This is a genomic window from Bradyrhizobium sp. STM 3809 (assembly GCF_000239795.1).
GTDB lineage: Bacteria > Pseudomonadota > Alphaproteobacteria > Rhizobiales > Xanthobacteraceae > Bradyrhizobium.
The window spans coordinates 1-3,942 of the sequence record NZ_CAFJ01000367.1; the positions used below are offsets into that span (position 1 = coordinate 1).

Genomic DNA, 3,942 nt, shown 5'->3' on the forward strand with positions numbered 1-3,942 from the left:
GATCGCCCGCCGAGCCGTCGCTCTTCGGCAGGCCCTTGCCCTTGAGCCGGAAGGTCCGGCCGCTCGAGGTGTTCTTGGGGATCGACAGCTCGACTGCGCTGCCCAGCGTCGGGGCGCGCACCTTGGCGCCCAGCACCGCCTCATACAGGGTGATCGGCAGATCGAGCCTGACGTCGCTGCCCTCGACCTTGAAGAACGGATGCGGCGCGATCTGGATCGTGATCAGGAGGTCGCCGGGCCGATGTCCCGGCGCGCTCTCGCCCTGCCCCTTCAGCCGGATCTGCTGGCCGGCGGTGACGCCGGGCGGGACCTTGACGTTGAGCTCCTTGCCCGAGGGCAGACGCACGCGCTTCTCGCCGCCCTTGACGGATTCTTCGAGCGTCACCGACATCGCGACCTTGAGGTCGAGGTCGACGCCGACCCCGCCGGTGTCGAACTCGAACGGGCTGCCACCGCCGCGCCCGCCGCGCGCCGCGCCGCCGAACATGCTGTTGAGAATGTCCTCGAAGCCGCCGCCGCCACCAAAGCCTCCGCCCGGCCCGCCGCCGCTGCGGAAGGTATAATTCTCGAAGCCGCCGGGACCGCCCCGGCCGGCGCCGCCACCAGGAAAGCCCTGGAAGCGCGGCTTGCCTTCGGCGTCGATCTCCCCGCGATCGAACTGCTTCCGCTTCTCCTCGTCGCCCAGGATCTCGTTGGCCGAATTGATCTCGGCAAACCTGGCCGATGCCTTCGGGTCATCCTTGTTGCTGTCGGGATGATGCTTCTTGGCGAGCTTGCGATAGGCGCTCTTGATGGCCGCAGCGCTGGCGCTTCGCGGCACCCCCAAGACCTCATAGGGGTCGCGCATCCGTCACGTCTCCTTACAGAAAGTCAGATACTAACCTATGGGCTCCCCGCCCGCTTTGCATTTCATCTGGGGAGTCCGTTGTATTTTTGCAACGGGTTCCGGGGCGGTCCCGCTAGCTTTGCTGCCAGGGCTTGAGCGTTTGGATGTCCCAGCGTCCCCGCTCGATGCGGCAGGCCGAGCCCTGCAGCCAGCGCTCGGTCTTGCCGTTGACATAGCTCGCGAGGAAATCCCGGCACGTGCGGCCGTTGTCGCCGACATAGGTTTTGGCGATCGGGGTCACCGAGCCACGGGCGCCGGTCTGCGGATTCTGCCAGGGCTGGCTGGAATCCTTGGTGCCCTTGGTCAGCACGTCGGAGGCGGCGTTGCGGGCGAAGGCGAGATCGGCCTCGGTCGGCTCGCGCTCGGGCGGTGGGCCGATGGTGCCGGTGATCTCCGCATCCTCCATCTTGGCGAATGCCGTCTCCGGCCGCGACATGCTGCAGCCGCCGCCGGACAGGCCGATTAGAATGAGTGTCAAAGCGGTGCCGGCATGACCGATCGCGGATAGGCCAAGCCGGACCGATGCCCTATATAGGGCCGGACCAGAATGAACTCGCACGCGCCTGGCCGCGGGTGGACGCAAAACTCGGACTCCCCAAAGACATGACCGACCCTACGAGCATCAAACACCAGACAACCTTAACATCCGGTACATCGGCTGATTTTACCCAGGCCGGCGAGCCGTTCGCGCTGTTCGCCGAGTGGTTCGCGGAGGCCACCAGGAGCGAGCCGAACGATCCGAACGCCATGGCGCTGTCGACGGTCGACGCGGACGGGCTGCCGGATGTGCGCATGGTGCTGATGAAGGGCTATGACGCCGACGGCTTCGTGTTCTACAGCCACAAGGCCAGCCAGAAAGGCCAGGAGCTCGCCGCCAATCCGAAGGCGGCGCTGCTGTTTCACTGGAAGTCGCTGCGCCGGCAGGTGCGGGTCCGCGGCCTGGTGACGCAGGTGAGCGACGCGGAGGCCGACGCCTATTTCGCCACCCGCCCGAAGCAGGCGCAGCTCGGCGCCTGGGCCAGCAAGCAGTCGCAGCCGCTGGAGAGCCGCTTCGCCTTCGAGCAGGCGATCGCCAAGGTCGCCGCGCAATACATCATCGGCGAGGTGCCGCGGCCGCCGGGCTGGAGCGGGTGGCGCATCACGCCCGTTCGCATGGAGTTCTGGCACGACCGGCCGTTCCGGCTGCACGACCGCATCGAATTCCGGCGCGAGGCTGCCGGCCAGCCGTGGACCAAGGTGAGAATGTATCCGTAGACGCGCGTCACCGACGCGCCAGCTCATCACGTCCGCCTCGATGCCAAGCTCGATCTCGGTGCGCAGGAATCGCGCACCGAACTCCTAACCCATGTGGTAAGCTGATCCCTCAGGGATCGTGAGAGACCCAGTCCATGCCGAACTCCTCGAACCAGCCGCGGCGCACGATGCTGCTGACCGGCGCCAGCCGCGGCATCGGTCATGCCACCGTGATTCGTTTCTCCTCCGCGGGCTGGCGCGTCATCACCTGCTCGCGGCATCCCTTTCCCGAGGAGTGCCCCTGGGGCGCTGGCCCCGAGGATCACATCCAGGTCGATCTTGCCGATCCGGACGACACGTTGCGGGCCATCGAGGAGGTCAAGCAGCGCATGGACAGCGGCGAGCTGCATGCGCTGGTCAACAACGCCGCGATCTCGCCGAAGGGCCCGGGCGGCGCTCGGCTCGGCACCGTCGACACCGATCTCGACACCTGGAATCATGTCTTCCGCGTCAACTTCTTCGCGCCGATCATGATGGCGCGCGGACTGATCAAGGAGCTGAAGGCGGCCAAAGGCTCGGTGGTCAACGTCACCTCGATCGCAGGCTCGCGCGTGCACCCGTTCGCCGGCGCAGCCTACGCGACCTCCAAGGCCGCGCTCGCCGCGCTGACCCGCGAGATGGCATCGGATTTCGGCCGCGTCGGCGTTCGCGTCAACTCGATCGCGCCGGGCGAGATAGACACCTCGATCCTGTCGCCGGGCACCGAGAAGATCGTGCAGGAGCAGATCCCGATGCAGCGGCTCGGCACGCCGGACGAGGTCGCCAAGATCATCTACGTACTGTGCAGCGAGACCAGCTCCTACGTGAACGGCGCCGAGATCCACATCAACGGCGGCCAGCACGTGTGAGGGGCGTCTTCGCGCGCCGCCGGCTTGGTTCACGCCAGCTTGCGCCGCGCGACGAACCGCGGCGCGCCCCACGAAGGCGCGATTAACGCCATCTGCAGATTGAGGCCTGCGAGCCGAGCCCACGAAGCGACAGGATCGCGATCGGTCCCCGCACTCCGCCGTCATCCCGGCGAACGCCGGGATCCATACTCCGCAGCAGGAGTGAGGAACGAGGGAGCTTTGTCACAGCCGGCTCGGGCCGTTACGACGGCCTGTGGTTATGGGTCCCGGCGTTCGCCGGGACGACGGCTGAGGGGGCGCGGGCAGCGGGCCTGATCGAGGTTCGTGAGACGCAAAACGCAGCTGGGTAATGATCAGATTTTGCGGACGCCGGTTCAGCCTTCGCACACCAGGCCGCGCAGGATCTGCGCAGCGCGCCAGCGCAGGCGGGCGGATTCCACGTTGAGGGCGCTGGAGCAATCGTCCTCGCGCTCGTCGTCGTCGAGCTCGGCGCCGCAATAGCTGCAGGTCCGGGGCGACAGCGCATGGGCCACGACGATGTCGGCCCGGCCGCGCTGATAGCTGGCGAGATCGACCACGTTGCTCGATGCCGTTATGCGTTTCTCAACCATTGCCGCCTCTTGGCCACGGGCGCCATCGATGCGCCCTCCAGCTTCGTCACGCATGACATGCGCCGATGCGCTTGCTCCTGGTCATGCTCACGAGCCGACTTATCGCAGAGAAGTTTCGATCAAACGTTCAGCGTTCCCGTCAAATTTTACCTGAGCAATTGAGGCGGCTTTGCAGCGGCGTTGCGGCGGAGCTAATAAGTAATTCCTGGCATGCATCTGCTGTGTCGACTGAAGTGCATAACCGCATACCAGCGACCAGTTCTTCGATGAACGAACATGTCAGCTGCTAACAAGCCGCCGCGCG

At 66.2% G+C, this 3,942-nt stretch carries 5 protein-coding genes; 2 read left to right on the forward strand and 3 right to left on the reverse strand.

Annotation, left to right across the window (positions count from 1 at the left end; translation table 11 throughout):
• The coding region (locus BRAS3809_RS19085) for a DnaJ C-terminal domain-containing protein (RefSeq protein WP_035656917.1) at nucleotides 1-847 on the reverse strand (847 nt) is incomplete at its 3' end.
• Nucleotides 848-959: 112 nt separating this feature from the next.
• Nucleotides 960-1,364, reverse strand: a complete 405-nt coding sequence (locus BRAS3809_RS19090; protein WP_008963707.1) for an RT0821/Lpp0805 family surface protein — start codon at nucleotides 1,362-1,364, stop codon at nucleotides 960-962.
• Nucleotides 1,365-1,489: 125 nt separating this feature from the next.
• Between BRAS3809_RS19090 and pdxH the strand changes: the two genes are divergently transcribed.
• On the forward strand, nucleotides 1,490-2,140 hold the full coding sequence (gene pdxH, locus BRAS3809_RS19095) for a pyridoxamine 5'-phosphate oxidase (protein ID WP_008963708.1): 651 nt from the start codon (nucleotides 1,490-1,492) through the stop codon (nucleotides 2,138-2,140).
• 134 nt (nucleotides 2,141-2,274) lie between these two features.
• A complete protein-coding gene (locus tag BRAS3809_RS19100; protein WP_035656919.1) occupies nucleotides 2,275-3,027 on the forward strand; it encodes an SDR family NAD(P)-dependent oxidoreductase in 753 nt (250 codons plus the stop codon).
• Nucleotides 3,028-3,401: 374 nt separating this feature from the next.
• Here the strand turns inward: BRAS3809_RS19100 and BRAS3809_RS19105 are convergent, their stop codons facing one another.
• Complete coding sequence (locus BRAS3809_RS19105) at nucleotides 3,402-3,692, reverse strand: hypothetical protein (RefSeq protein ID WP_502685671.1); 291 nt, start codon at nucleotides 3,690-3,692, stop codon at nucleotides 3,402-3,404.
• Nucleotides 3,693-3,942 lie beyond the last annotated feature (250 nt).